Annotated in this window: 25 protein-coding genes; 11 read left to right on the top strand and 14 right to left on the bottom strand. The window is 47.3% G+C overall.

All coding sequences use genetic code 11. The features are described 5' to 3' along the window. Window positions 1–2: 2 nt before the first annotated feature. A complete protein-coding gene (locus MHB78_RS02910; RefSeq protein WP_046131082.1) occupies window positions 3–686 on the bottom strand; it encodes an ABC transporter ATP-binding protein in 684 nt (227 codons plus the stop codon). 15 nt (window positions 687–701) lie between these two features. After that, window positions 702–2,165: an ABC transporter permease gene (locus MHB78_RS02915; RefSeq protein ID WP_046131092.1), complete on the bottom strand. Its 1,464-nt coding sequence runs from the start codon at window positions 2,163–2,165 to the stop codon at window positions 702–704. A gap of 208 nt (window positions 2,166–2,373) precedes the next feature. On the opposite strand from MHB78_RS02915, the gene MHB78_RS02920 reads away from it, so the two are divergent. Beyond that, window positions 2,374–3,063: a response regulator transcription factor gene (locus MHB78_RS02920; protein WP_046131081.1), complete on the top strand. Its 690-nt coding sequence runs from the start codon at window positions 2,374–2,376 to the stop codon at window positions 3,061–3,063. After that, complete coding sequence (locus MHB78_RS02925) at window positions 3,053–4,477, top strand: HAMP domain-containing sensor histidine kinase (protein ID WP_046131080.1); 1,425 nt, start codon at window positions 3,053–3,055, stop codon at window positions 4,475–4,477. The genes MHB78_RS02920 and MHB78_RS02925 overlap by 11 nt, the downstream gene beginning before the upstream one ends. A 38-nt stretch (window positions 4,478–4,515) precedes the next feature. On the opposite strand, the gene MHB78_RS02930 is transcribed toward MHB78_RS02925, so the two are convergent. The 3 genes from MHB78_RS02930 to MHB78_RS02940 form a co-directional block, all read right to left on the bottom strand. Then, on the bottom strand, window positions 4,516–5,991 hold the full coding sequence (locus MHB78_RS02930) for a methyl-accepting chemotaxis protein (RefSeq protein WP_340033503.1): 1,476 nt from the start codon (window positions 5,989–5,991) through the stop codon (window positions 4,516–4,518). After that, entirely contained in the window at window positions 5,921–6,235 is a 315-nt protein-coding gene (locus tag MHB78_RS02935) for an MCP four helix bundle domain-containing protein (RefSeq protein WP_340033505.1), read from the bottom strand. Before MHB78_RS02935 ends, MHB78_RS02930 begins: the two co-directional genes overlap by 71 nt. 110 nt (window positions 6,236–6,345) lie before the next feature. Next, window positions 6,346–7,707 carry an aspartate kinase gene (locus tag MHB78_RS02940; RefSeq protein WP_046131078.1) on the bottom strand — a complete coding sequence of 454 codons (1,362 nt, stop codon included), beginning with the start codon at window positions 7,705–7,707 and terminating at the stop codon, window positions 6,346–6,348. A gap of 271 nt (window positions 7,708–7,978) precedes the next feature. On the opposite strand from MHB78_RS02940, the gene MHB78_RS02945 reads away from it, so the two are divergent. The 4 genes from MHB78_RS02945 to MHB78_RS02960 are packed head-to-tail and all read left to right on the top strand — an operon-like array spanning window position 7,979 to window position 11,582. Continuing rightward, a complete protein-coding gene (locus tag MHB78_RS02945; RefSeq protein WP_046131077.1) occupies window positions 7,979–8,932 on the top strand; it encodes an ABC transporter permease in 954 nt (317 codons plus the stop codon). Further along, entirely contained in the window at window positions 8,922–9,866 is a 945-nt protein-coding gene (locus tag MHB78_RS02950; RefSeq protein WP_046131076.1) for an iron chelate uptake ABC transporter family permease subunit, read from the top strand. The genes MHB78_RS02945 and MHB78_RS02950 overlap by 11 nt, the downstream gene beginning before the upstream one ends. Next, complete coding sequence (locus MHB78_RS02955; protein WP_046131075.1) at window positions 9,866–10,624, top strand: ABC transporter ATP-binding protein; 759 nt, start codon at window positions 9,866–9,868, stop codon at window positions 10,622–10,624. The genes MHB78_RS02950 and MHB78_RS02955 overlap by 1 nt, the downstream gene beginning before the upstream one ends. 19 nt (window positions 10,625–10,643) lie before the next feature. Next, window positions 10,644–11,582: a siderophore ABC transporter substrate-binding protein gene (locus MHB78_RS02960; protein WP_046131091.1), complete on the top strand. Its 939-nt coding sequence runs from the start codon at window positions 10,644–10,646 to the stop codon at window positions 11,580–11,582. Window positions 11,583–11,674: 92 nt separating this feature from the next. Here the strand turns inward: MHB78_RS02960 and MHB78_RS02965 are convergent, their stop codons facing one another. The 3 genes from MHB78_RS02965 to MHB78_RS02975 all read right to left on the bottom strand — a co-directional run bounded on the left by MHB78_RS02965 (window position 11,675) and on the right by MHB78_RS02975 (window position 13,655). Continuing rightward, a complete protein-coding gene (locus tag MHB78_RS02965; RefSeq protein WP_046131074.1) occupies window positions 11,675–12,502 on the bottom strand; it encodes an isocitrate lyase/phosphoenolpyruvate mutase family protein in 828 nt (275 codons plus the stop codon). Between the two features lie 108 nt (window positions 12,503–12,610). Continuing rightward, window positions 12,611–13,348: an NADPH-dependent oxidoreductase gene (locus tag MHB78_RS02970; protein ID WP_046131073.1), complete on the bottom strand. Its 738-nt coding sequence runs from the start codon at window positions 13,346–13,348 to the stop codon at window positions 12,611–12,613. A gap of 22 nt (window positions 13,349–13,370) precedes the next feature. Then, window positions 13,371–13,655 (bottom strand): putative quinol monooxygenase, encoded by a 285-nt coding sequence (locus MHB78_RS02975; protein ID WP_046131072.1) that lies wholly within the window; start codon window positions 13,653–13,655, stop codon window positions 13,371–13,373. A 175-nt stretch (window positions 13,656–13,830) separates the two neighbouring features. Between MHB78_RS02975 and MHB78_RS02980 the strand changes: the two genes are divergently transcribed. Then, window positions 13,831–14,127 carry a metalloregulator ArsR/SmtB family transcription factor gene (locus MHB78_RS02980; RefSeq protein ID WP_046131071.1) on the top strand — a complete coding sequence of 99 codons (297 nt, stop codon included), beginning with the start codon at window positions 13,831–13,833 and terminating at the stop codon, window positions 14,125–14,127. 45 nt (window positions 14,128–14,172) lie between these two features. Here MHB78_RS02980 and MHB78_RS02985 read toward each other — a convergent pair whose 3' ends face one another. After that, window positions 14,173–15,588, bottom strand: a complete 1,416-nt coding sequence (locus MHB78_RS02985; RefSeq protein WP_046131070.1) for a PLP-dependent aminotransferase family protein — start codon at window positions 15,586–15,588, stop codon at window positions 14,173–14,175. Window positions 15,589–15,689: 101 nt separating this feature from the next. Here MHB78_RS02985 and gabT point away from each other — a divergent pair, with 101 nt between their 5' ends. From gabT to gabD, 3 genes are read left to right on the top strand one after another with little or no spacing between them, the layout of a single operon-like run. Beyond that, window positions 15,690–17,009 (top strand): 4-aminobutyrate--2-oxoglutarate transaminase, encoded by a 1,320-nt coding sequence (gene gabT / locus MHB78_RS02990; protein WP_046131069.1) that lies wholly within the window; start codon window positions 15,690–15,692, stop codon window positions 17,007–17,009. Window positions 17,010–17,023: 14 nt separating this feature from the next. Next, window positions 17,024–18,415, top strand: coding sequence for an APC family permease (locus tag MHB78_RS02995; protein ID WP_046131068.1), 1,392 nt, complete (start codon window positions 17,024–17,026; stop codon window positions 18,413–18,415). Beyond that, window positions 18,390–19,784 carry a succinate-semialdehyde dehydrogenase gene (gabD, locus tag MHB78_RS03000; RefSeq protein ID WP_046131067.1) on the top strand — a complete coding sequence of 465 codons (1,395 nt, stop codon included), beginning with the start codon at window positions 18,390–18,392 and terminating at the stop codon, window positions 19,782–19,784. The genes MHB78_RS02995 and gabD overlap by 26 nt, the downstream gene beginning before the upstream one ends. Window positions 19,785–19,876: 92 nt before the next feature. Here the strand turns inward: gabD and MHB78_RS03005 are convergent. Both MHB78_RS03005 and MHB78_RS03010 read right to left on the bottom strand, forming a co-directional pair. Beyond that, window positions 19,877–21,432, bottom strand: a protein-coding gene (locus tag MHB78_RS03005; protein WP_231947364.1) for an IS3 family transposase whose coding sequence is annotated in 2 segments (ribosomal slippage) — window positions 19,877–20,775 and window positions 20,775–21,432 — 1,557 coding nt in all. Because the reading frame shifts where the segments join, the coding sequence is not laid out codon by codon here. Window positions 21,433–21,804: 372 nt separating this feature from the next. Continuing rightward, complete coding sequence (locus MHB78_RS03010; RefSeq protein WP_231947423.1) at window positions 21,805–22,353, bottom strand: hypothetical protein; 549 nt, start codon at window positions 22,351–22,353, stop codon at window positions 21,805–21,807. Between the two features lie 89 nt (window positions 22,354–22,442). Between MHB78_RS03010 and MHB78_RS03015 the strand changes: the two genes are divergently transcribed. Then, entirely contained in the window at window positions 22,443–22,934 is a 492-nt protein-coding gene (locus MHB78_RS03015) for a hypothetical protein (protein ID WP_046131619.1), read from the top strand. Between the two features lie 387 nt (window positions 22,935–23,321). Here the strand turns inward: MHB78_RS03015 and MHB78_RS03020 are convergent, their stop codons facing one another. Genes MHB78_RS03020 through MHB78_RS03030 form a run of 3 tightly spaced genes read right to left on the bottom strand, consistent with a single transcriptional unit; the run spans window position 23,322 to window position 26,190 of the window. Then, window positions 23,322–23,954 carry a DUF1775 domain-containing protein gene (locus tag MHB78_RS03020; RefSeq protein ID WP_046131618.1) on the bottom strand — a complete coding sequence of 211 codons (633 nt, stop codon included), beginning with the start codon at window positions 23,952–23,954 and terminating at the stop codon, window positions 23,322–23,324. 5 nt (window positions 23,955–23,959) lie between these two features. Beyond that, on the bottom strand, window positions 23,960–25,597 hold the full coding sequence (locus tag MHB78_RS03025) for a copper resistance protein CopC (protein ID WP_046131620.1): 1,638 nt from the start codon (window positions 25,595–25,597) through the stop codon (window positions 23,960–23,962). 20 nt (window positions 25,598–25,617) lie between these two features. Further along, complete coding sequence (locus MHB78_RS03030; RefSeq protein WP_046131617.1) at window positions 25,618–26,190, bottom strand: DeoR family transcriptional regulator; 573 nt, start codon at window positions 26,188–26,190, stop codon at window positions 25,618–25,620. Window positions 26,191–26,384: the final 194 nt, after the last annotated feature.

Below are 26,384 nucleotides of genomic sequence, written 5' to 3' on the forward strand. Positions count from 1 at the left end.
CTTTATCCGGCAGTTTTTCGCTCTTTGATCGTGAAACTGCCTCTTGATAGTCTGATGTTGACATCTGACACCTTGGCGATTTGTTCGTCATGGGTGACCATGATCACGCATTTGTTTTCCTGATGGGCCAGGTGTTGAAACAGCTTAACGATGTCTTTTGATGTGTCTTCATCCAGATTTCCCGTCGGTTCATCGGCGACGATCAAATCGGAGTCACAGCAGAATGCGCGGATAATTGACACCCGCTGCTGCTGGCCGCCGCTCAGCGTCAGCACTTTTTGCCGCGCCTTTTCTTCGCTGATGCCGACTTTCTCAAGCATGTCCAATGCGTATTGATCTTTGTTTTTGATTTGCGATCCCGTAATCTCCATCGCTGATGTGATGTTTTGCAGAGCCGTCATATAAGGCAGAAGGTTGTACGATTGAAATACGATTGAAACATGCTGATTGCGGAAATGGGTGAGCCCCATCTTAGAAATGCTCCGGCCTTTATAGAGGATTTCTCCTTCTTTCGGAACATCAAGCCCCCCGGCAAGGGACAAAAAGGTGGTTTTGCCGGAACCGGAAGTTCCGACAATCGTGTAAAACCGCCCTTGTTTAAACCCGATATTGACGTTTTCAAACAGCGTCTGATCCTGATTTTTATACCAATAACAAACATCTTTAAATTCTAAAATATTGTCCATGATGTTCCCTTCCTTCTATTCGTGTTTTGTTAAAATCGTTTTCGGATGGAACCGCAAAACGGATATCGATGGCAGCAATGTTGCGAATACGGCGATGAGTAGGCCGATGCCCCCAAGCGCCATTAAATCTCCGACCGATACTTGAATGTTGAGCTGGTCAATGGCTTCGGCTTGAGCCGGGCTTTGGCCGAATAAGCCGCCACCGCCCGGCATACCGCTGCCGGGGCCGGTCATTCCGCTTGCAGTCTGGGTGTCCGACGATTGCTCAAGCTGCTGGGCCAGGAGCTGATTCCCGATTTGACCCGCGATAAAATTGCCGGTCAATGCCGAGAGGGCGACTGCTATACTTGCGATCATCAAGATTTCGGTCAAAAATTGGCCGATCAGCTTCCAGCGTTTCTCGCCGATCGCCATTAAGACGCCCATTTCATACTTTCTTTCTCTGATCGACATCATGACGATCAAACCGAGTATCACCGCTCCTGCAATCGTGACGAGATAGACGACATTTTTAGAGAATGAAGCTACGTTTTCGATAGGACCGACCATCTGCTGATATAATTGATCGTTTGCATCCAATGTGAATGTGTCCAAATCGATGCCTGTTTTCTTGGCAGCCGCAATGAAAGAGTCGATATTGGAAGCGTCGTCCATGTTGTAAACGGCTTCGTCAATCGCGTTTTTATAGTTGTCTCCTTTTAAAGCCGATGCGGCTGTATACGGCGTGTAGATCTTGTTGTACGGATTCAAAAACGAGAAGTTTTGCGCCTGGTTGTCACCTGAAGCCGTCGTTTTGTAAATTCCTACGATTTTCAATTTGATCGTTGTGTTTTCGTCCGTACTTGCTTTGACTTTGATCGTGTCCCCGACTGTCAAATCGTTTTCTTCGGCAAGGTTTTTTTCGATCACGGCGACTTTTTTATTCACGTCATCATTCGTTAAAGCGCGCCCTTTCGTGATTTTTGATGTGCCGTCAGAAAAATCGTCGACTAAAGATGTGCTTGTAACACCTTCGATCGATACATCGGCCTGCATCATCTTTTGCCCGCCCTGCCCATTGCCGCCAGGCCCGGCAGACTGCTGGCCGCTGTTTGCATCAGATGAATCAGAATCGCTGCTGCCAGTTTCAATCGGATCGAAATTTTCCGCTAAAGCAGACGTTGATGAGATGAAATTATAGCTTTTGACATGGTCAAGGCTTGCGAGTTTTTTAGCTGATTTGACGGAAACCGGAGTCGATTCAAATCGTTGTTTTTCCCCTGACTTCTGTTGTTTTTGCATCATTTTTTCCCTGTCAACCTTCAGGGTAACGCTGCCCCCCAGCTGTTCTCTTGCCAGTTCGCCCGATTTTGTGGCGGCTGACTGGATCGTAAGCCCCGTAAGCACCAAAACGCAAATCATCGTAAAGACAAATAATTGTAACAGTGTTTTTCCTTTCTTCGCTTTCATGCTCCAAAAGGCGCGTTTGAAAAAATTCATGATCATTTATTCCTCCATATTGATATGTTTATGAATCACTTAAATTAAAACGTCAGGACTTTTGCCTTACTGATTTCATATTAGTCAGTACTTATGAAAAAATTATGACCAAACTGTTGCCGGTCTTTTAAATGTTTGCCAAGGAATTGAGAAATAGGAGAGCCGTGTGTAAAATGAATCTAACGTTGTCTAGCGGAGGCGCATTTACATGAAAATATTAATGATCGAAGATAATCTAAGCGTATGTACAATGACGGAAATGTTTTTTGCGAAAGAAGGATTTGAGACGGAATTCGTCCATGACGGACTTGAGGGATATAACCGATTTAAATCGGACAAGTGGGATTTGCTGATCATCGATTTGATGCTGCCGTCAATGGACGGCGTCACGATCTGCAAAAAGGTCAGGGAAGAAAGCACCGTACCGATTATTATGCTGACGGCAAAGGATACGGAATCTGACCAGGTGCTCGGCTTTGAACTCGGCGCCGACGATTATGTGACGAAGCCGTTCAGCCCGCTGGCGCTCGTGGCCAGAATCAAAGCGGTCAGCAGACGGTATCAAAGCACAGAGCAGCAAGCGGCCGCCGCTGATCCGGACATTCTTGAAACCGAATGCTTTCAAATCAACAAAAAAACGAGAGAGGTCTTTTTAAACGGTGAACAAATCAAGAACCTGACGCCTAAGGAATTTGATTTATTGTATTATATGGTGCAAAGCCCGAAACAGGTTTTTTCAAGGGAGCAGCTGCTTGAGCAAGTGTGGGGCTACCAATTTTACGGGGATGAGCGGACCGTTGACGTTCATATTAAACGGCTGAGAAAAAAGCTCGGCAGCGATTCGCGGCCTTTTCTGTACACCGTTTGGGGAGTAGGGTACAAGTTTGATGAGGATTAAGTATATTTATCAGCTGCTGACCAGCCACATCAGTATTTTAATTCTGGCTTTCGCGATCACGGGCGCGGTGTTTTCGCACTTTGTCAAAGATTTCGCCTACCAGAGCAAAGTCAGCGAGCTGACAACCTACGGCTACCGCATCATGGGGGAAATGGAAGAGCATCCTCCCGGAGATCAGCCGATCATGAAGCCTTTTGCCGAAATTTTAAAAAGCAGGCAGATCAATTTCTTTCTTTTCAATGCAAAAAAAGAGGTCTTGATGACTCCCGACCACTTGCGGCCGCGAAAATTGCTGCTGAAAGATGAAGAGTGGAAAGAGCTGAAGGAAGGAAAGCCGGTCGTCGTCAAAACCGACCTGCAGCGCTTTAATCAGGAAGTCTCGGTCGTAGCGCTCCCGAACTTCGTCAACAATGAGTTCCAGGGAGGCATCCTGCTTACGGCTCCGATCAGCGGCACGGAAGAAATGATCAGCCAAATGAACCGGTTTATGCTGTGTACGGCGGCAGGCGTCATCCTGCTTGCTTTCCTTTTGAGCTGGCTGACGTCAAAATTCCACGTCGGCCGCATCCAAAAGCTGCGCGACGCGACGAAAAAGGTGGCGGCGGGCGACTATAACATCCATATCGAAAACCGCAATATGGACGAAATCGGCGATCTCGGCGCAGACTTTAACGTCATGGCACAGAAATTAAAGAGCTCAAGCGAAGAAATCGACCGGCTTGAGAAACGGAGACGGCAGTTTATCACAGATGTGTCCCACGAATTAAAGACGCCACTCACGACGATCAGCGGTTTGGTGGAAGGGCTGAACAGCCGGACCATTCCGGAAAATCAGCAGGAAAAATGCCTGAAGCTGATTACGGAAGAGACGAAACGGCTCATCCGCCTTGTCAACGAAAATCTCGATTACGAGAAAATCCGCTCCAACCAGATTACGCTGAATAAGCTGCATTATCCGCTGATCGAGGTATTTGAAATCATCAAAGAACAGCTGGCGATTCAAGCGGAGGAAAAAAACGACAAACTGATACTTGACGTGGGGGAGCATGTAATGGTGCATGCGGACTATGACAGGCTGATCCAAATTCTCGTCAACATCACGAAAAACAGCATTCAATTCACAACGAATGGAACCGTTTGGCTGAGAGGATGGGAAGACTACAAGGAAACGGTGATCGAAATAGAGGATACCGGAATCGGCATTGATGAAAAGGATATCGAAAGCATTTGGGACCGTTTTTACAAAGCGGATCTGTCGCGGACGAACACGCCTTATGGAGAATACGGGCTCGGTCTGTCGATCGTCAGACAGCTCGTTGCCCTTCATCAAGGAACAGTGGAGCTTACGAGCGAGAAAAACAAAGGAACGAAATTTGTGATTCGCCTGCCGCTGACATTAAGGGATGATGATTAAAAAGGAAGCCGCCTTGCATGAAAGGCGGCTTCTTTCTTTTAGTCTTTGATTTTGAATTTCTCGATTAAGTGCTGCAATTCTTCGGCGTTTTGCGCGAGAATTTGTGCGGAAGATGCGATTTCTTCCATTGAAGCAAGCTGCTCCTGTGTCGCTGCACTGACCGTTTGCGTGCTTTCGGCCGCTGTTTCGGCCACTTCCTGTACGCCGGAAATCGCTGTTTCAATTTCGTTTGTACCGGCTGTCAGGTTTCTTACTAAAGCTGTAACATCGTTGATTTGGGCAACCGCTTCTTTAATCGAACTCTCGATTTTCCGGAAAGCGCCGCCTGCTTCATTGACGACGACAAGCCCTTCCTTGACTTCGCCTGTTGCCGAAATGACGGTATTCATCGTCTCTTTTGTATCATTCTGAATGATGGCGATCAATTTAGTGATCTGTTCTGCGGAGTGGGCCGACTGCTCGGCAAGCTTTCTGACTTCATCCGCCACGACGGCGAACCCTTTCCCTTGTTCGCCTGCTCTTGCCGCTTCAATTGCCGCGTTTAACGCCAGCAAATTCGTTTGTTCGGCGATGCTCGTAATCACTTCGGTAATCTTGCCGATTTCATCTGAGCGATCTGACAAATGCTTAAACGCTTCCGAGAGGGAGACGACCGTTTCATTGATCGACGTCATTTGAGCGCCGACTTTTTCGATTGCTTTCGTTCCCTCGATTGACATCTGCGCCGATTCGCCTGCTGTTGAAGCGGCTTTTTCAGCATTGGAGGAAATTCTTCCGGCGAATTCGGTCATCCCTTTAATGATGGTTCTGCTGCTTTCAACGCTTTCTGCCTGTTTTTCAGAACCTGAGGCAAGCTCCTGGATTGTCGAGGAAATGTATTCGCTCGCTTTTGTGCTTTCCTCGGCGCTTGCGCTTAGCTGCTGAGAAGAAGCCGCCACTTGATGGGACGTCTCGCCGACCGTTTCAATAATCGAGCGAACACCTGCTACCATTTGGTTAAAGGATGCCGTCAGCATGCCCACTTCATCCTTCGATTGATACGTTCCTTTGACGGTAAAATCGCCTTGCTCTGTTTGTGCAAATAATCTCTGAATCTCTTTAATCGGCCTGACGATCAATCTTGTCATCAGGAGTCCGCAAGTGACGGACAGGATAAGGGCTGCGGCAATCACGATGATGAGCAGCATGACAATCGAACCTGCTTCTTTCGTATCCTGCTGATATCTCGTTTTTGCATTTTCGGAATTTAATGTTTGAATCTCATCGAACAGCTTATTGACAGCCGTTCTTTGCGGCTCCACATTTTTTAAATAATACGCGTACGCTTCCTTGTTTTTATTTGCTATCGCCAAATTGAGCATGTCGTTGCTTGCATTTTGCAGTTTCGTATATTCTGATTTAAATGTTTCGTATTTTTCTTTTACGTTATCCGGCAAATCCAGCTTATCGATCTGCTCCATTGCGGTTTTGTTTTCTTCGTTTTTTTTTCTCAACGTCTTTTTGAAGCTGATCATTGATGCTGTCGTCTTCGGTTACCATCAGTTCGAAATTGTTCGCATCTATTTCAAGGTTGTTTGCCCTCAGCTTCGAAAATAATTGGTTGGGGACTAATTGCCCCTGATAAATGGCCTCAGATCCCTTTGAAATTTTGTTGAGGCCGTTTATGCCCTGAAGGCCGACGATTAACAGGGCAATCGCAGATAGCAGGATGATGATAAACAGTTTACCCCTGATTTTGATATTTTTAAGTAGATTCATGTTTGTTGCCCCCGTCATTTATTTATTTTATATATCGGGCCTTTTCAAGAGATTTTAAATGGGGGCGGAATATTTTCTGACAACAAAAAAACCCCATAAAAAGGGGTTTTTCAGACAAGCACTTTGGCGAAAAATTCCTGGTATAAAGCGTGGACGGCCTGTTTTTCCTGGGCTTCTTTGACGCCGAACATCATGCTGACCTCAGATGAGCCCTGATTGATCATTTCGATGTTGACGTGAGCGTCAGACAGAGCTTTTGCCGCCCTTGCCGTTGTTCCGACGTTGTGGCGCATCGCTTCACCGACGACCATGACCAGGGCAATGTTGTGCTCAACCGTCACTTCATCGGCGTCCAATTCATCCTTGATCCGCTTAATGATCCGGTTTTCGATCGTATCATCCATCTGGTTCTGTCTTAAAATAATCGTCATGTCGTCGATGCCTGACGGGATATGTTCGTATGTCAGTCCGTCGTCTTCAAGAATCTGAAGGACGCGGCGTCCGAATCCGATTTCGCGGTTCATCAAATATTTGCTGATGTATATGCTGCAAAAGCCGCTGTCACTGGCGATGCCGACGACCGGACCGTTCGTGTTGTCGCGCTTTGTGACGACTCTTGTCCCTTCTGCAGACGGATTGTTCGTATTTTTGATCTGCACCGGTATGTTCGCGCGGAAAGCGGGAATTAGCGCTTCATCATGAAAGACGGAAAAGCCGGCGTAGGACAGCTCGCGCATTTCTCTGTATGTCAGTTCGCGGATCTCTTTCGGATGCGGAACGATCGAAGGATTGACCGTGTAGACCGCATCAACGTCCGTGAAGTTTTCGTACAGTTCCGCTTTTAAGCCGTTCGCCAAAATCGAGCCCGTAATATCTGAACCGCTCCGAGAAAACGTAATCACTTCGCCTTCCTCATTAAAGCCGAAGAATCCGGGAAATACGATAATGCCCAGCTCTTGTCTGAGCTGAAACAGATTATCATACGATTCTGGCAGCACCTGGGCGTTTCCCGGTTCACTCGTTACGAAAAGGCCTGCGTCTTTCGGATTGACATAATGGGCTTCAACTCCGCGATGGCGGAAATAAGCCGCGACCAGTTTGGCGTTATTGTCTTCACCGCTCGCTTTGATCGCATCGATAAAGCGTTCCGGGCTCTGTTTATCGCTTTGAAGCAGGCGGAGCAAATCGGAGCGGATCAGGCCGATGACTTCATTTCCGAGTCCGACTTCCAGCGCAATATCGGCGTACCGTCCGACGATTTCTTCAACCAGCTCAGGCGCCTCCCCTTTTGATAAATACCGTTCGGCACAGGCGATAAGCAGATCGGTTACTTTCGTGTCTGCTGCATGCCGTTTCCCCGGCGCTGATACGACGACAGCTCTCCGCTTTGGATCTTGTGCGACGATGTCAAAAACCTTTTCAAGCTGAGCGCCGGTTGCTAACGAACTGCCGCCAAATTTAACGACCTTCATGTTTTACATCTCCTAAAGTTTTAATTTTCACAATAAATTTAATTTTTATTATTACGCTTTTTTCAGGAAGAATCAAGGTTTTTCTTTCCTGTATGAACAAATGTGTTTTTTGAAGAGGACTTTAGAGGGCGGTTTTTGCTTTCTTTCAATCTGAATCATATTGACTATGTGAGAAAAGGTGATAAGATGATGGATGGGCTCTTATTGATAATGATAATCATTAGCGTTTTGGGGCAGGGTATGTTTTTTGTCGTGGGGGAGGCGATTCAGCATGAAATTGCGGTATTTACTGCTTCTGCTCATCATTCTTTGTTTCAGTTCAATTTTTATCGGCGTCAAACAACTGTCACCCCTTGATCTATTCAGATTGAACGAGGATGACATTCAGACGCTGTACATAAGCCGGCTTCCGCGAATGATCAGCATCGTGCTTGCGGGAATGAGCCTGAGCATTTGCGGGCTGATTATGCAGCAGCTGACCCGCAATAAATTCGTCTCGCCGACGACGGCTGGGACGATGGATTGGGCAAGGCTCGGCGTCATCATTTCGATAATGCTGTTTTCTTCAGCGGGCATAGTTGTAAAGATTGTGTTTGCCTGTGCTTTTTCGCTGTTCGGCAGCTTTTTGTTTCTTAAGATTTTGGACAGCATCAGATTTAAGGACGCGGTGTTTATTCCGCTCGTCGGTTTGATGCTTGGGGGCGTTGTCAGTGCCATTTCCACGTTCATAGCGTATCAGTACGACCTGATTCAAAACGTCAATGCGTGGTTTGAGGGGAATTTCTCGCTTGTCATGAAAGGAAGGTATGAGCTGTTATACTTGAGCATTCCGCTCGTCATCATCGCCTACCTGTTTGCCAATAAATTTACGGTGGCCGGGATGGGCGAGAGCTTCTCAGTCAATCTGGGGCTGAATTATCAGCGGGTGATCAACATCGGCCTGATCATTGTTTCGGTCATCTCGTCAGTCGTCATTTTGACGGTCGGGACGCTTCCTTTCCTCGGGCTGATCATTCCGAATATCGTTTCGATTTATCGCGGAGACCATTTGAAAAACAGCCTGCCTCACACGGCGGTTCTCGGCGCCGTCTTTGTCCTGTTTTGTGACATATTGGGCCGGCTGATCATTTATCCTTATGAAATCTCGGTCGGCCTGATGGTCGGCATCATCGGAAGCGGCGTTTTTCTTTACTTGCTTTTAAGGAGAAAAGCCTATGGATTCTAAACGGAAAATGTTCGTACTCATCATGGCTGCAGCCGTCTGCACCGGCCTGTTTTTGTTTTACGCATTGCCGTCGGTATGGGAATATGCGCTGCCGCGAAGAATGACCAAAGTATTGGCGATCATCTTAGTCGGTACGGCGATCGGCTATTCATCGATGATCTTCCAAACGATCACAAACAACAGAATTTTAACGCCGGGCATTCTCGGGCTTGATTCGCTTTATGTTTTGCTGCAAACGGCGGTGATTTACTTTTTCGGCGCCGCGCAGCTGGCCGAACTCGGGAAAAACGCGAACTTCCTGCTGTCGACGGGGCTGATGGTCTGCTTTTCCTTCGCGCTGTTTGCGCTGATGTTCCGCCGCGGGGGACGGCATATCTTTTTGCTGCTCCTTGTGGGGATCGTGTTTGGCACGCTGTTCAGAAGCCTGTCATCCTTTATGCAGATGCTGATCGATCCGAATGAGTTTCAGGTTGTGCAGAACAAGATGTTTGCCAGCTTTAACAATGTAAATACAGACATTTTACTGCTCGCATCGGCCGTCATCATCGCGGTTCTGGCCTATGCATGGCGGTTTCGCCGCATTTTTGACGTGCTGTCGCTCGGAAGGGACCATGCCGTCAACCTTGGAATCGACTATGACCGGACGGTGAAAAAAATGCTGATCATCGTCGCAGTGCTCGTTTCTGTATCAACCGCGCTTGTCGGACCGATTACCTTTTTGGGGCTGCTCGCTGTCAATGTTGCGCGCGAATTTTTCAAGACGTACAAACACAGCGTTTTGATTCCGGGAGCGGTGCTTTTCAGCATCACCGCCCTTGTCGGCGGCCAGTTCATCGTTGAAAAGGTGTTCGGTTTAACGGCGACTTTAGTGGTGATCATTGATTTTATCGGCGGGATTTATTTTATTTACCTGCTGCTGAAGGAGCGTAAATGATGATAGAAGTCTCACATGTCACGAAGCAATACGGAGATCAAACCGTTGTGGAAGACGCAGCGGTATCGATTCAAAAAGGAAAGATCACATCCTTTATCGGGCCGAACGGAGCCGGGAAAAGCACGCTGCTTTCCATGGTCAGCAGGCTGATCGCGCCGGACTCCGGAGAGGTTCGGATCGAAGGCAAGGAAATCAGCGCATATAAAAGCGATGATTTGGCCAAAAAAATCAGCATTCTGAAGCAGTCCAACAAGATCGACATTAGGCTCACCGTGAGGGAGCTCGTCAGCTTCGGGAGATTCCCGTATTCGCAAGGGAGGCTGACGAAGGAAGATTGGACGTACGTCGATCAGGCGATCGATTATATGAAGCTGAAAGACATTGAGCATAAACATTTGGATCAATTGAGCGGAGGCCAGTGCCAGCGGGCATTCATCGCGATGGTCATCGCGCAGGACACCGATTACATCCTGCTTGATGAACCGTTGAACAACCTGGATATGAAGCATTCCGTAGAAATAATGAAGCTGCTGAAAAAGCTTGTCGTTCAGCACGGCAAAACGATTGTCATTGTCATTCACGATATTAACTTTGCCTCCGTCTATTCCGACCGGATTGTCGCCCTGAAAAACGGGCGAATCGTCAAGGAAGGGCCGACGGAGGACATCATACAAACACCGGTGCTGAAAGAAATTTACGATATGGACATACCTATTCAGCAAATCGGAGACCAAAAAATCTGTGTCTATTTTTCATAAAAAGGATGAGGTGATTGCATTGAAAAAGCTATCGTTGTTCTTTATGGCTGTGATTGCGGTTTTAGTTATTGCCGCATGCGGAAGCAAGGATGCGCAAACGGACGGGAAAAAGGGAGAATCCGTTCAGATCAAACATAAAAGCGATACAACAGATGTTCCAAAAAATCCGAAAAAGATCGTCGTCTTCAATTTCGGAATGCTCGATACGCTTGATAAATTGGGACTCGGCGACCGTGTTGCCGGCCTGCCGAAGCAAAGTCTTCCTTCATACTTGAAACAATACAATGATAAAAAATACGAAAGCGTCGGCGGACTGAAAGAGCCTGATTTTGAAAAAATCGCCGAGCTTGATCCCGATTTGATCATCATCGAAGGCAGACAGGCAGACCAATATGATGAATTCAAAAAGATCGCGCCGACGATCGACATCGAGCTCGATCAGAAAAACTACATGAACAGCTTTAAAGAAAACACAGAGATCATCGGAAAAATCTTCGGCAAAGAAGACGCTGTCAAACAAGAGCTCGCCAAAATCGATAGCCAGGTAGAAAAAGTCAGCAAACTGGCGAAAGAAAAAGGCGGAAAAGGACTTGTCGTGCTGACGAGCGATAAACAAATCAGCGCCTACGGAAGCGGGTCAAGATTCGGGCTGGTTCACGACGTACTCGGCGTTCAGCCTGCCGATAAACAGATTAAAGCTTCGCTTCACGGCCAAAGCGTCTCTTCTGAATATATTTCAGAAAAGAATCCGGACTATCTGTTTGTCATCGACCGGAGCGCTGCCATCGGCGAAAAAGGAACAGCTAAAGAAGTCATCGAAAACGAGATCGTAAAATCGACAAACGCCTATAAAAACGGACACATCACATACCTTGACCCGGGCTACTGGTATTTATCCGGCGGCGGTCTTGAGTCCGTGTCTGAGATGGTGAAAGAAATCGAAAAAGGTTTGAAATAAAAACAAGGCTGCCGGCACTGAACTGCACCCCAATTGTTAGACACCATCTAACAATCGGAGAGAAGCACTCCCGACTCGTCAACGATTTTGTTTCACTTTTTTGGCGGACGGATCCATTCTGCAGCATCATCATAGGAAAGAACGCCTTCTGTCATGTGCCGGAAGCTTCCGCGGCTGATGATCTCTTCGCCGATCGTTTTCAGAAGAGTCATGCTTGCCCTGAAAGGTCCTGATCCCAAGCTGATTCTTTCGATTCCCATGTCGGAAAGGAGCTTGACCGAAGGGGCGCCCGCGCCGGCCAGTACATTGAGCGGACCGGAAATGCCATTCCTTAGTTGATGAATGGTTTTAGTGTCAACAGCTCCGGGGACGAATATGCAGTCTGCGCCGGCTTCCCTGTAGATGTTTGCCCGCCGGACGGCCGACTGTAGGCGGAAATCAGAATCACAATGCCTGAGCCAGTACAAATCGGTGCGTGCATTAATAAAAAGGGGGAGGTCAAGCTTTTTTACCGCAGCGATTTTTTCCGCCTGCGATGAAGCGTCGCTTAATGGCTGTTCAGGATTCCCTGTTCCGTCTTCAATATTGATTCCGACGACACCTGTTTTAGCGATTTTTTGGACGTTTTCGCTGATTTCTTCGGGGAACGTGCCATAGCCTGCTTCAATATCAGCGCTGACGGGGACATCGACCGAACCTGCAATGTTTGTGAGGACATCAAGCAATGTTTCAAAAGGGAGGTGTTCCCCGTCTTTGTAGCCTAACGACATGGCGATCCCTGCGCTGGTCGTTCCGACGGCTTTAAAGCCTGTTCTTTCAAAAACGGCAGCGCTCGCCGCATCCCATGCATTCGGCAGAACAAAAGGGGCTGATTGATGATGGAGACGTTGAAAAGTCTCGAACTTTTTTAGCTGTTTCATTTCTTTCACTCCTTTTTAAACACATTGTAGATCGTGTATCCTTCGATGCACATCGAAATGTGGAGTGAAAAAAAGGCTATCGATTGACGATAGCCTTAAGGAAGATCCCTATTCAAGCTTAAATCCCTGCTTTTCAAGCATTTCCCGTATGTGCGGATAGTAGACGCGGCTGTAATATGAAGAAATGCCTTCTGACCAGTTTCTTGAATCCGCTCCATTGGTCCGTTTTTTCATGTATTCGGATATGACTTCATCGTACTCGTCGATCAAAGGCTTTAGATCATGGTTGTATGTCTCGCTGTGCCTTACCGCTTGTTCAGGCAGGCGCGGTTTTTTCGCGGAGCGGTCCGCCGGATGGCCGACAACAAGCCCTGCAACAGGAAAGACGAATTCAGGAATGTCGAGAAGCTCAATCAGCTCTTCGGCGCGGCCGCGGACTGCCCCGATCGGTACGGTGCCGAGCCCCATCGATTCAGCGGCAGCAGTAGCCGTTCCGAGGGCGATGCCGGCATCGACTGCCCCGACGAGAACAGATTCGGTTCCGTCCGTAATCGCAAGAGGCTGTCCGTTTTTTTCGAGGGCGATTTTGGCTCTGTTGAAATCCGCGCAGAACAAAAGGAAAACGGGAGCCTCTTCGATCCATTTCTGTCCTCCGGCAAGCTCGGCGATTTTTTGTTTCCGTTTTTGATCCTGAACCGTAATGACGGTGACCTGCTGTCCGTTGATCGAAGTCGGTGCGGCTTGGACAGCCTGGATGATGGCGTCAAGCTGTTCAGGGCTTACAGGCTCATCGGTATAGCTGCGGATTGACCTGTGATCTGTTAATGTTTTCATCACTTCATTCATTTGACTCTCCGTCCTTTCCATATTAATGGGTTTCAGTGCGCAACACGTTCAGCGGTTCTGCCAGCAGATCGCCCGCAGCTTTGACAAATGTTTGGAAATGCTCGGTTTGATTATGGGCGTCGAGCGCTTCTTGATCCTTCCATTGCTCAAGCATGACAAATGTATTGGCATTCTCGGTGTCCTCGAAAAGCTGGTATTGTGCGTTTCCGGCTTCAGCCCTTGAATGCTTCAACAGCGGCTGTACGCTCTCCAAAAAGGATTCGCGCTGTTCGGGTTTTACTTTCATATAAGCCTGCAATACGATCATGTAAAAAACCTCCAGATAAAATATAGGATACCTTCTGTTTTCCTTTGTATACGGTTTGCTATTGTTCGAAAACCATCGAACGATTGCATCGTAACATGCCCGGTAATGATGCTGCAACCATTTTGCACCAACTGGTACAATTGTCTTGAAGTAAGGATTATGATACATTTAACCCATGAATATAAAAGACATGAAATTAACTTCGGTTCTGCACGCATTGAGTGATCCGATCAGACTGGAAATTGTCAAAGCTTTGGCTGATACAGCCGAAAAAACGTGCGGCGCCTGCACGAACATCAATGTCGCGAAATCAACCTTGTCCCATCACTTTAAGGTGCTCAGGGAAGCCGGCATTCTCAAGGTGCGAATCGAAGGGAAACATCATTACTATTCGCTTTGCAAAGAGGAGCTGGAACAGCAGTTTCCGGGATTGATCCGCGCGATCCTTCAGGTTGAAAAAGAACAGTGGTAAACAAAAATGATACCGGCAGGTCCAAACCTGCCGGTGCTTTTATGTTCAGCCGCATACCGCTTCATAAAGTTTTGAGACGCCTTCGTCTATTTCATCAATGCCGATTTTTGCAAATCCGAGCACCAGCGATACCTGGCCGTCTGCGTTGTTTTTCTTCTTTAATATAAACCGGTTCATCCCATACACTTCGACAAGGTTTTCCCTTGCCCTCGCCAAAACCTCTTCCTCGCTCCGTTTTGTGTCAAAATCAGCGACAAAGTGCAGCCCTGCGCTCGCACCTTTGATCTTGACCCGGCCGGCGAAGGTTTTTTCAAGGCTTCCGATCAATCTTGTCCGTTTTTCCTCATAGATCTGGTTCATTTTTTTGATGTGCCGTTGATACTCTCCCGATTCAATCAGCTCCTGAAGCGCAAACTGCGTCAGGGCGCTGCTTGATTGAATCGAGGAATGGTGCCTTTTTCTGTACCGTTTCAGAAGCTTTTGCGGCAGCACCATGTAGCTGATTCTCAAGCCCGGAAGAAGCGATTTTGAAAATGTGCCGATGTAGATGACCTTCTCAGACCGGTCAAGGCTTTGCAGAGCGGGAATCGTGTCGCTTCCGTATTTAAATTCGCTGTCATAATCATCTTCGACAATATAGCGGTTTTCTCCGTCAGATACCCAGTTCAAAAGCTGAATTCTTCGCGACACCGGCATGATGATTCCGGTCGGAAACTGGTGTGAAGGGGTGACGAACAGCACGTCCGGATTCAGGCGGTGAATATCGTCAATGCGCATTCCTTTATGGTCAAGCCCAATCGTCACCACGCGTTTCCGCTCATTTTTCAACTGTTGATAAATGCGGCTGTATCCCGGCTCTTCCATTGCATACACCGCCGATTCAGGGAGGAGATCCTGGATGGTGTGAATGAGCGGCTGGGTCCCGGCGCTGACCACGATTTGTTCGGGATGGCATTTGACGCCTCTCGCTAGCGCAATGAAGCGGGCGAACGTTTGCCGAACTTTGTAGGCGCCCTGCGGGTGCGTCATTTCCCCTAGTTCGGCGGTATGGGAAGCGGCGGCTTTTTGCTCGCAGCGAAACCATGTTTTAAAAGGAAAATGCGCCGTATCCACGCTCATATGGGAAAACGAAATCCAGCCGTCTTTATTGCCGTCCTCTTCGCGCAATTCCTCATCGAGCCGGAGCGGACCGGTGTGCCGTGCGGCATGAAACGTCTCGATTTGTTCCACGAAAAAGCCTTTCCTTTCCTCAGAATAAAGATACCCTTCGGCGAGAAGCTGCTGGTATGCTGCATTGACGGAATTGATGCTGACATTGAGTGCTCCTGCGAGCTCCCGCTTTGACGGGAGCTTTTTTCCCGGCATAAGGTTTCGGCTGAAAATTTCCTCTTTGATCTTTTGATAAATTTGATGATAAATAAAATCCGCATCCTGTGAACGGTCAATCGCAATCGTAATCATCGCGCCTCCTACTGGTACCATCAAAAATGTTAAGTTGGTACTTTTCATCATACCAAAAAATATTCAGAATTATAAGAAATAAATCAAAGGGAGAGATGATGATGAGTCTTAACACAGCAGTCTTAACAACGGGTGAATGGCAGGCAAAGCGGGACCGGTATGTGGCCAGAGGCGTCAGCAACGGAAACCGCAGCATTGCGGCAAGAGGGGAAGGCGCACTTGTATATGACATTGACGGAAGGCGTTTTATCGATTTCGCCGGAGCGATCGGCACATTAAACGTCGGGCATTCCCACCCAAAAGTCGTCGAAGCGGTCAAGCAGCAGGCCGATCAGCTGATCCACCCGGGCTTTAACGTCATGATGTATCAGCCCTATCTCGAACTGGCGGAAAAACTGTGCCGGCTGACACCCGGTGATCATGAGAAAAAAGCGATTTTCTTAAATTCGGGTGCGGAAGCCGTGGAAAATGCGGTGAAGATCGCAAGAAAGTATACGAAACGCCAAGCCGTCGTTTCCTTTACGCGCGGATTCCACGGGCGCACGAATATGACGATGAGCATGACGAGCAAAGTCAAACCGTACAAGTTCGGTTTCGGGCCGTTCGCTCCCGAGGTGTATCAGGCTCCGTTTCCTTACTATTACCGGAAGCCTCTCGGGATGAGCGATGAGAGCTATGACGAAATGGTGATTCAGGCGTTTGACGATTTCTTTGTTTCTGCGGTCGCGCCTGAGACGGTTGCCTGTGTCGTCATGGAGCCTGTGCAGGGGGAAGGCGGCTTTATCATCCCTTCCAAACGGTTTGTCCAGCATGTCGCAGCCTTCTGCAAGGAACACGGCATCGTCCTTGTGGCTGATGAGATTCAAACCGGGTTTGCGAGGACGGGCAAGTACTTTGCGATCGAGCACTTCGATGTCGTGCCTGACCTTGTGACGGTTTCAAAGTCGCTTGCCGCAGGCGTTCCGCTCAGCGGGGTGATCGGAAGTTCGGAAATGCTTGATGCCGCGGCGCCCGGCGAGCTTGGCGGGACATATGCCGGCAGTCCGCTCGGATGCGTTGCCGCTCTTGCAGTGCTCGACATCATCGAAGAGGAAGGGCTGAACAAGCGTTCAGAAGAAATCGGAAAAGCGATCGAAGACAAAGCGCTCGCATGGAAGCAGACATATCCGCAGATCGGCGAAATCCGCAGGCTCGGCGCGATGGCGGCGATCGAAATCGTCAAGGATCAGGACACGCGCGAGTCTGATAAAGCTGCGGCTGCTGCCATCGCCAAGTATGCGAATGAACACGGGCTGCTGTTACTTACGGCAGGAATCAACGGCAATATCATCCGTTTTCTGACGCCGCTCGTCATAACGGATGAATTGCTTCACGAAGGGCTCGCCATCATCGAAGAAGCGCTGCAAACAGTGCTGGATTAGGGAGGGGGTTGTTCATGGAAAAACAGCAAATGAAAAAATCAATGTCACAGATGGATGTCCTGTTCCTTGCGATCGGCGCTATGCTCGGCTGGGGCTGGGTCGTTCTGTCCGGAGACTGGATCTCGACGGCCGGCTTTTTAGGCAGCATGTTCGCGTTTATCATCGGCGGAATTCTTGTCATATTGATCGGTTTGACGTATGCGGAGCTTTCTTCTGCGATCCCGGAAACGGGCGGGGGGATGATTTTCGTCCTCAGGGCGTTTGGCAGGAAAACCGCATTTATCGCGGCCTGGGGCGTGCTGTTCGGATACGTGTCCGTGATTACCTTCGAGGCGGTCGCTTTGCCGACTGTGATCGACTATGTGATGCCTGTCGAACATCTTTGGTTTTTGTGGACGCTTGGCAGCTGGGATGTCTATTTCACATGGGTTTTGATCGGTTCCGGAGGCGCGGTCGTTCTGACTGCCCTCAACTATTTCGGCGTTAAGCCGGCAGCTATCTTCCAGTCGGTATTTACGATTGCGATCATCGCTACGGGTTTTTTGCTGCTGGGCGGCGCTCTGGTCAACGGCGATTATAGAAACGTCGAACCGCTCTTTAAAGACGGGTTTTCCGGGATGATGTCGGTGCTCGTCATGATCCCGTTTTTGTTTGTCGGGTTTGACGTGATTCCCCAGGTTGCCGCAGAAATCAAGGCTCCTAAAAAAATCATCGGCAAAATGCTGATCATCTCGATTATCAGTGCGGTCATTTTCTACCTTTTGATCGTGTTCGGCGTGACATTGGGATTATCGGAAAGCGAGCTTGTGTCGTCCTCTTTGGCGACCGCTGATGCGATGGTGAACCTGCTTGGCAGCCAATTGTTCGGAACGGTGCTCGTCCTCGGCGGAGTGGCGGGGATCATCACGAGCTGGAACGCTTTTATCATTGGCGCGAGCCGCATTCTCTATGCGATGTCTGAAAAAGGGATGGTTCCGAAATGGTTCGGCTATATCCACCCGACATATAAAACGCCGACACACGCGATTTTGTTTCTTGGAGCGCTTGCTTTTTTCGCACCGCTTTTAGGGCGGCCGGCCCTCGTGTGGATCGTCAATGCAGGGGGAACAGGCATTATCGTCGGGTACTTGATCGTATCGGCGGCGTTCATGAAGCTGAGAAAAACGGAGCCCGACTTAAACAGACCGTACAAGATCAATAAGTGGAAAACGATTGGTATATCTGCTATTCTCTTAAGTGTTATCTTTCTTGCCTTTTATCTGCCGGGCATGCCGGCTGCGCTCGCGTGGCCGTATGAATGGCTGATATTGGCTGGATGGACGTTGATCGGCATTGTTTTATACAATAGCAATTCAAAACAAAACGGGGAGGAGATTCAACATGACCAGCATGCTAGAAGTTTTTAACCCGGCGACTGGAGAGAAAATCGAGACCGTTCCCCAACAGTCCCGACAAGAAGTAGAAGCAGCAGTCGAGCGTTCTCATAAGGCGTTTCAGAAATGGTCCAAAACATCTGCCGCAGAAAGAGCTTCATTATTGAAGAAGTGGTTTGACCTCATCATGGAGCATAAAGAAGAACTGGCCGAAATGATCACGCTTGAAAACGGAAAACCATACAAAGAAGCGGCAGGCGAAGTGATATATGCGGCAGGGTATATCGAGTGGTATGCCGAGGAAGCGAAGCGCATTTACGGAAGAACGGTTCCCGCATCTGTTACCAATAAACGGATTGTCGTGACGCGGCAGGCCGTCGGCCCGGTAGCGGCGATTACGCCATGGAATTTCCCGGCGGCGATGATCACCAGGAAAGCGGCGCCTGCACTTGCGGCCGGCTGCACGTTTATCATCAAGCCTGCTCCCGATACGCCGCTGACGGCGCTCGAACTGGTGCGTCTCGGACATGAAGCCGGCATTCCGAAAGACGTTCTGCAATGCGTGATCGGCGATGGCGAGGAGATCGGCAGCATTTTTACGAGCCATCCGCTGATCCGCAAAATTACGTTCACAGGCTCAACACCCGTCGGCAAGCATTTGATCAAAAACAGCGCCGACACGGTGAAGCACGTATCGATGGAACTTGGCGGGCATGCGCCGCTGATCGTCGACGAGGATGCCAACATCGACCTCGCCGTGAAGCAGGCGATGCTGTCGAAATACAGAAATGCCGGACAAACCTGCGTCTGTGCCAACCGTCTGATCGTGCACGAATCGGTGAAAGATGAGTTTGCCGAAAAGCTCCGCGCGGAAGTCGCCAAACTCAAAGTCGGCAACGGCCTTGAAGAAGGCGTTACAGTCGGACCGATCATCAATAAAAAAGGCTTCCAAAAAATCGTCGAACAAATCAATGATGCGGTCGATAAAGGAGCGAAGGTGTTAATCGGAGCCGAATATGACAGCGATGATGAAAAAGCATGCTATTTCGTTCACCCGACTGTCCTGACGGATGTCGATCTATCGATGACGATTATGCATGAGGAGACATTCGGCCCGGTCGCACCGATCATTTCTTTCAAAACGATCGATGAGGCGATTGAGATTGCCAACGATACGCCTTACGGTTTAGCCGCGTATTTCTTCACGGAAAACTACCGCCGCGGCATCTATTTGTCAGAACGCCTCGAATACGGCATCCTCGGCTGGAATGACGGAGGTCCGTCAACCGTTCAGGCGCCGTTCGGCGGCATGAAGGAAAGCGGAATCGGACGCGAAGGCGGACTGGAAGGCATCGAGCCGTATTTGGAAACGAAATATTTATCGATCGGATTGGATGAATAAGATTTAGATATTCACAGAATGATAAAAAACTGGCCCTGTGTACATCTTGATCTGCACCCTGTCAAGTAGACAGTGGAAATAACTCAAACACACTAGACGGCTTTAGCCCTGTATTCCACTGGGCTGAGGCCGTTTAGTTTTTCTTGTAGACGATCGTGGTTGTAAAAGTGGATATATTCATCAATTGCGCTTTGAAGTGCCTCAAATGTCTCGTACGAATTCCGTCTGTATTTCTCGCATTTTAATTTCCCCCAAAACGACTCAATGGGGCCGTTATCAATACAGCGGCCGACGCGGGACATACTCTGTGTCATATTTGCGTTTTCAATCATCCTTCTAAACTGGTGGGACGTGTATTGAAAACCTCTGTCGCTGTGAAGGAGAGGACGTGCGTTTGGGGCTGCCTCAAGCGCTTGGTTCAAGGTTTTAAACACAAGGGCGTTATTATTGGATTTCCCCAGCACATAAGACACGACCATTCCCTCATGAAGATCTAAAATGGCACTGAGGTACGCTTTCCGATGGCCGTATTTTAGCTCTGTCACATCAGTCACCCATTTTTGATTTGGTTTGTCCGCTTTAAACTCTCGATTCAGGATATTTTCGGACACATGTTGAGGCGTCGCTTTGCCGTAACGTTTTTTCTTCCGCCGAATGACACACTCCAGCTTGGCAATTTTCATCAGCCGATAGATGCGCTTATGATTGAGGCGCTCTTTAAAGCGGCGGTTCATGTTTAAGGTCATTCTGCGGTATCCGTAGATACCGCCAATTTGTTCGTGAAGTAGCGCCATTTTGGCGATAATCTTTTCATTCTGTTTTTCTCTCGCTGAAGGTACTCGGCTCCTCCATTTGTAATACCCCTGGCGCGAAACTTCGGCAATCTCACATAACATTTGGACAGAAAAGCCTTCTTTTCGATTCAGCTCTAAAATGGCGAGATATCGATCTTCGTACCGAACCTGACTTAGAACCGCCTCCTTTTGATCTCTTCCAACTTTTTTAAGAACGCATTCTCTGCGCGCAAACGCTCATTTTCCTGTTCCAGCCGTTTGTTTTCCCGTTGAATTTTTTCTTCAGGTGTCAATTCTTCTTCGGTTTTGCGTTTCCCTCGGTTGTCTTTTAAGGCCTCTTCTCCGCCTTCTTGATACTTTTTCACCCATTGATACACCTGTTGGTAGGAGACTTGATGAATCTCCATTGATCTGGCGTAGTCCTTTCCATGAGCTAGACAATCCTTCGCAATCTCAATCCGTTCTTCCAATGAAACGTTCTTCCGTTTGGTCATCAAACGATTCCTTCCTCTCCCGCTGTCTTTTAACGTTTTATGACCATTATAAAGCTCAACCCACTTCATGAGTACGGATTTACTGGAAATCTTATATTTTCTCGAGATTTCTCTTTGAGAGTAGCGTCCGGATAAGAAGTCTTTCACGGCATTGTATTTTAATTCTGCGGGATAGAACTTATGGCGCTTTGAACGTTCCAAACTCTCCACACCCGCCATATCATGCGATGTTCTCCATTCACGAATCGTTTCGGCATGAATGCCATATTTTTCTGCGATCTCCTTCACCGAATTATTGCCCTGATCACATTCTGATAGAATATTCAATTTTTCTTCTTTTGAAAACCATTTTCCAGCCATGAAAAAACTCCCCCAAGGCAAACAGATTTTTTTATTTCATCTGTCTACCTTTAGGGGAGCATATCATCTTGTATTCAGGGCTTTATTTTTTAAAAAGGAAATGGAGTTCTTTTCCGAGTGGGAGAGGGCTTCTATTATAAGACACGTCCTGAGCGATTTTAAATGACGCCAGTAAAAAAGAGGCCATTCTGAGGAATACTGAGAAACATCATTCATCCAAGAAGATATGCTTGTTTCCGTTGCCATGTATCAAAAAAGCTGATGAATAGTATCTATAAGGTCGTCATTATCAGCCTTGTATAATTGAATATAAGATTAAAATTTTAAGGAGGCCAGTATGATATATATCTGGTCTCCTTTATCAAGTTATTTTTATATAAGCCATAAGATAATTTCTGCAATAGATTCAGCGGCTTTTCCTGGTACCCCTGCTTTTTTAAGCGCTTTAACAAGAGCACCTTTCGACGCACTATTTAACTTTTCTGTAGCGTATGCTATTTTACGTGCATATTTGTCAATTAGTTTGGCTTTAGAAGGAGACAAAGGTTTAATAGCCCATTTTAGAGTTTTACCGCCGATTCTGCAGGCCCAACCGAAAGCTTTTATTGCTTTTAAGCTTCCGCCAATTAGTCCCATAGTCTGCATTTTTCCTGGTTTTGTTGTGTTATTATAAGCTTGAAATTCTTTTGTCTGAGAAGCAAATTTTATAAAAGCCCGTGTATCCTGTACACTTGTTGGTTGTTTGTGTGATTCTATGTAATTTAAAAGAGAAGTTGGGACTGATGTTTGTACTGTAGATACTGTTTGGGATGTTTTTTCGGCTGCTAGAGCTGATGAAACAGGACCAAACCCAGAAGTTAGCATAGTTAATGCAGTGAGTGTTACAATTCCTTTCGTTAGTTTTTTCTTTTTTGATTTCATTGAAAGACCTCCATTATTTTGTTATTTTTATGTTAATATGTAAATATTAACTAAGGGATATAATACCATAAAAAAGAGGTTTTGAGAAGATGAGTAAAAAAAGTAAAAGAGAATATTCTCTTTTCGACCATGTATTTGCAATTTCAACTGTGCTTTTGATGTGTATTTTTATTATTGTTGTACCGTTTTTACTATTTTATGGAGTTTTTAGATTGGCCTCATTAACACCTGATATAACAATAAATTCAAGTGGAACTTTTGATTCTATTGTTATTTTGCTTAAGTTTTTTACTTTAACTGTGGTTATCATAGGAATTGCAGACGTGATTTTTTCGCAGATTTTATTAAAAAAGCGAGGAATAATTAATTATATAGTAGAGTCTCTGTTTATGTTTTTATTGTTTTATCTGTATATACTAATATATTCTATCTTTTCTCATGATATAATCTTTAAAAATAATGGAGTAGCTCTTGCAGCATTATTTTTGTTTGTTTTGTATTTGTTGATAAGTGTTGTATACGCAGTTTCACAAAGAATATATAGATTTGTACTAAAAAAAATACAAGAGAAGCATAATTAGTTTTTCTGTGAAATTTCATGATACATTAAACAAGAATTTTACTTCAGACTGTTAAGAAACCCTTGACAGTCTTTTTCTTTTATATTAAGAACAATAGTCTCCTAGAAGGATAGCTTGAAAAAAGAAATTTACCGAAGTGAAAATCACCCGAAAATATTTTTATGTTTGACATGCCAAAACTTACCTATCGCCAAAGGGAGGTATAAAAAAGTTCAGAGACTACAGGTCTCTGAACTTTTTTGGAAAATCTTCATTCCCGCTTTGGTATCAGCTAAGAACATAGAACTCGCTTAAATACTCCTGATAATTCAGCTTGTGAACGGTACGCTCCCATGCTTGTAAAAGAGTAACCTATGATGTTTAAGTTAATTAAATGTTTAAAACATATTATCTTTTTTGTCTGCGTACTGCCATAAGAAGGCCTGTTCCTCCAAGCACGACGGCGAGAATTGACAAAATGAGAGTGGCGGTTTGAATATCTGAGCTGCCTTGTGCTTCAGCCGGGCTCTCTTTTGTTGTCGCGCCGTGCCCGTCAACCGTGGCTTTTCCGAGCTTGGAAGCATCGACGATGTTGGTAATCGCGTGCGGGGTATCGGCGTTTTCGTCACCGGTCCATTCGACGATGCTTCCGTCTTTATAATACTGGTAGGCGTTCCATGCCGCTTTCTGTTCTTTATCAGGGTTTTTGGCCGTGAAGGTAAACTGCTGGAATTGGCCCGGCTGAATGCCTCCGTCCTTGGCTTCCCATGTCACCCTGATGACCTTGCCGTCTTTTCCGGCTTTTGTGCTTGTTTTCCAGCCGGGAACCGGTTCGTACTGCTGGAATTCGACGCCGTCCGGCATGCTGAGCACGATTTTTGTCGTAGCGATATCTTTTTCAACCGGCACTTTCATTGTATAGGTTTCCCATGACCCTGCCGCTGATTCGTCAGGCTTTACCGACACGTGGGCGCTGACCGGTGCGGCGAAGAGCAGCATAGCTGCAAATACAGCGCTTAAAAACATGCTTCGTTTCAACATATTGATCAATACTCCTTTTTATTGATTTTTGCATTAAATACCGTTCTGATTTCGTCAAATGATGCCGTTAACCCGTGCACCCGGATTTTCCAGATGCCACCTTCGTTCAGATTTAAATTTTTCGACTGGAACACGCCTTTTTCTTTTTTGGTGAGGGTGAAGGTGCTTTCCTTGCTGTCGCTGAAAAGCCCGGTTTTGGAAACCGTTATGTCGATTTTTTGGATATCTTTGATCACGTCTCCGTTCCGGTCCCTGACAACGACTTCAAATGTATTGGAGCCGGGCATGTTCGGACTGATTCTCAATGACAGCGTTTCTCCGTCAGTCAGCTGTTTTGTTTCGTTAAACGGCTGCGGGAGAGGCGCCGGAGGACTCGGAATATTCGTGAAGACGGCGGTTGTCACGAGAATGAGAAGTCCGATCGCCCATTCGGCCTTGATCGATCTCCCGCGCGAGCGTTCCGGTTTTTTTCTGGAGCGGAAATAGTGGAACGCGCCAAATCCGGCCATCAGCAGGACGAGCGCCAATTTGACGAGAAGCCCTTTTCCGTAATTGGACTGAAACAGGTTATCCAGCGTGTGGACGATGAAAAAGCTGTTGAACATCCCGGAAAATACGAGCAGTCCGGCTGAACCGAAAGCCCAGGGGGAAAAGCGCTGTACCGTCTCCCAAATCTGCTCTTTATCGGGTTTGAACCAATCCTTCCCGAAAAACAGCGCAAGCGCAGCCAGCCCTCCCGTCCACACAGAAGCCGCTATTAAGTGGATGAAATCCATGGCGGCCGTCATATAGCTGTAATCCGTCGATGCGGCATGGCCTGAGAATGCTTTGGCAAGCAGAAGGCCGGTAAAGAAGACGAGTTTCAATACGACCCCGGATCTGCTTGAGAAAACGGCAAGCAATGCAACCAAGACGATGCTGACAATCCATAGCGTCCCGCCTGACGTCTGAAGAAGCGTTTCTTTTAAAAGGTGTGGCTGAAAAGCTTCAGTCCATGAAACACCTGCGTATGCTTTTGTCAGGAGCAAGGGCTGAATGATGACGGCCGCACCGATCAGGAGAAGGGCGATCTGCGCTATTCGCTGAACGCGGCGGCGCATCGCGGAAGACCATCCGTTTTTCGGCCGGTGCCAAACAAGCTGAAAAAGCAAAGATCCCATGAAAAGGGAAAAACCCGTATATAACAAGACGCGTTCGATCACAGTATCCGCATTCGGAAGGTTAGAAGAAGCGTTTTGTTGGTCCTTGGGCAATCCGCCTTGAATGTTTCCGACGCTGAAAGGGATCGTTCCTGAAACGGGATGCCCGTCTGCAGACACCACTCTCCATTCAGCAGAGTAAATATCATTCTTGACGTTTTTGTTCAGCTTTACCGTGAGGATTTTTCGATTTTGCGGATCAATCTTCGTCTGCCCCGAATCGACCCGCTCGCCTGAAGAGTTTCTTACCGTTATCGAGTGGAACCCTTTCTGAATCGGTTCGTTAAACTCAATTTTGATTTCAGGCGGCGCTTTTTTCAGCTCCTCGTTTTGAGAAGGGTTTGAATTGACGATATATGCGTGCGCAAAAGCGGCTTTCGGCAGCAGGATGAGACAAAGAACGGCCAGCGCCGCAAAGAGAGTTGCTCTTTTCATAACATTCATCCAATCTTTCATCAATAATTTCATGTTTTCAGGCTGCAGCAGTTTTCTTTCATGGTCTTTTGAATTTCGCGCGCCGCATCTTCAAAAGAAAGCAGCTTTCCGCCGAACCCGGTTTTAAATTTCCCGGCATCGGCCGCCGAAGCGAAAGGGATTGCCTGCGGCTGGCAGCAATTCAAATGAAGGTCAGCATCGAGCAGAAAGACGGCCATTTTTGCGCTGATCGTCGTGTCCACTAAAAAATCGCGGCAGATGATTTGTGATATATCTTCTTTGATTTTTTCGTAGCGGAGCATCGCACAGTGGGCGCAGCAAAATTGCTCAATCAGACCGTCGTTTTTCACGATTTGCACGGAAAGCCTCGGATTCAGCCCTCTTCCGCAGACTGAACACATTTGCCCAGGCTGCTGCTTCGGGCGGTTTAAGGCGATGCCGCCGGCCGTTTTGATGACCTGGCCGTTTTCGATGAGCGGTTTAATATCGCGGTATACCGTCATTTCCGAGACATCCAGCCTTTTTGAAATCTCTGAAATGCGCAGCGTTTCCTCTTCTTTGATCCATGAGAGAATCTGCTCTCTCCGTTTGATCGGTAACATTCTCCCCCTCCATTCGTTATTCCTCTATGAATAGCCTATTAGATTGAAAGAAAAGAAACAAGCATTAAAGTGATAAAAAATGTGAAAATGTGTTGAACTTTAACAACTTCATATTTTATAGGAAAACAGGACCATTTCTGAAATCGTATGTCAGGAAATGTAACAGGTTTGAATGCTTTAGCGGAGCAATGTGA

This window comes from Bacillus sp. FSL K6-0138, assembly GCF_037982765.1.
Classification (GTDB): Bacteria; Bacillota; Bacilli; order Bacillales; family Bacillaceae; genus Bacillus; species Bacillus glycinifermentans.